1 protein-coding gene is annotated in these 1,145 nt (G+C 47.4%); it reads left to right on the forward strand.

Annotation, left to right across the window (positions count from 1 at the left end; genetic code table 11):
* A partial coding sequence (locus tag BCU75_RS18770; protein ID WP_133148304.1) for an alpha/beta hydrolase occupies nt 1-1,145 on the forward strand: 1,145 nt, incomplete at both ends.

The following is a 1,145-nucleotide window of genomic DNA, read 5'->3' on the forward strand; positions in this document are numbered from 1 at the left end:
CACCATGCAGGGGATTCTTGATTTGCCTGTGTTTGATGCGACGCCAATCAGCAAGCCGGAAGTCAATGATGCCCTATCAGGCAACGATAAGCACAAAGAAAACGTGGCGATTGAAAATGATGGCACGCCGCCACAAGACAAAGAGTCTCTCAGCCCGTTAAATCGATTCCTAAACAATGAGTTGTTCGGTGCTAAAGACGCTCGCCGTAAGATTGGTGATACCACAGAAACATTGCTAGGGTTTGCTGTTGAAAAAGGTGAGTCTCAAAAGGTTACTCTGAAAGGCGAAGCCGGTCGTTTGTCTGGATACTTCCATAAGGGAGCGAAAGCACCTGAAGGCGAAGAGAGTACAGGAAACGGCAAAGTAGTACTGTTCCTACACGGTTCTGGTTCATCCTCAGAAGAGCAAGCGAGCGCTATTCGCAGTCATTATCACAAACAAAATATCGATATGTTGGCTGTTAACATGCGTGGTTATGGCGAAAGCGACGGTGGGCCGAGTGAAAAAGGTCTCTATCAAGATGCCCGCACTATGTTCAAGTATCTCGTGAATGATAAGGGTATAGACCCAAGTAACATCATTATTCATGGGTACTCTATGGGTGGTCCGATTGCCGCCGACCTTGCGCGTTTTGCTGCACAAAATGGTCAAGCAGTCTCTGGCTTATTATTGGATAGACCGATGCCAAGCATGACTAAAGCGATCACTGCACATGAAGTGGTGAATCCGGCAGGAATTGTTGGAGCTTTGTCTAAGGCGGTTAATGGCCAGTTCTCCGTAGAGAAAAACTTAAAAGGTTTACCGAAAGATACGCCGATCATGCTCTTGACCGATAGTGAAGGTTTAGGTGATGAGGGTGAGAAGCTTCGTGCCAAGCTCGCGATTGCAGGCCACAACGTTACGGGTGAACAAACCTTCTATGGACACGAAGCAAGCAATCGCTTGATGAGTCAGTACGCGGATCAAATTGTCTCGGGTTTGTTCAATGCAGAGCAAGCGGCGATAGAGGCGGGCGAAGTGCTTAAAGGACTACAGGAAGACTTTAAACGCTATGGCGACGCGCTGAAACCGGATACTAACGTACCAGGAAAATCGAAAGACATTCGTACCACCAAAGATTTCCTAAACGGTTACAAAAACGACC

It is taken from the genome of Vibrio splendidus (assembly GCF_002873455.1).
In the GTDB taxonomy this organism is placed as follows: domain Bacteria; phylum Pseudomonadota; class Gammaproteobacteria; order Enterobacterales; family Vibrionaceae; genus Vibrio; species Vibrio splendidus_J.